The following is a 258-nucleotide window of genomic DNA, read 5'->3' as shown; positions in this document are numbered from 1 at the left end:
AATCTTATTTTTCTTCGCTATTGGCAAAAAAAATCCCGCCCAAGTGTTCATATGACAATGAACAATACTACATTGATTATTCTCTTGAAAAAATACATCTACATTTTTTTTAAAATTTTTCAATCCTATTTTCTTAACATGAGGAATGTTATGTATATTGCCACCTAATGATAATATTTCTTTATCATAAAAACCAACCTCTTCTCTTGTTACTAAAAAGTCAAACTGTATTTTTGATCGGTCGATTTCCCTGTATAT

At 27.9% G+C, this 258-nt stretch carries 1 pseudogene; it reads right to left on the bottom strand.

The features are described 5' to 3' along the window. Nucleotides 1-258, bottom strand: a pseudogene (locus SB773_RS32905) (glycosyltransferase family 1 protein); the annotation flags it as partial.

It is taken from the genome of Bacillus sp. SIMBA_074 (assembly GCF_046534555.1).
GTDB lineage: Bacteria > Bacillota > Bacilli > Bacillales > Bacillaceae_G > Bacillus_A > Bacillus_A mycoides.
Note: the sequence above shows the minus strand (reverse complement) of the source record. Positions and strands in the feature narration are given on the sequence as shown.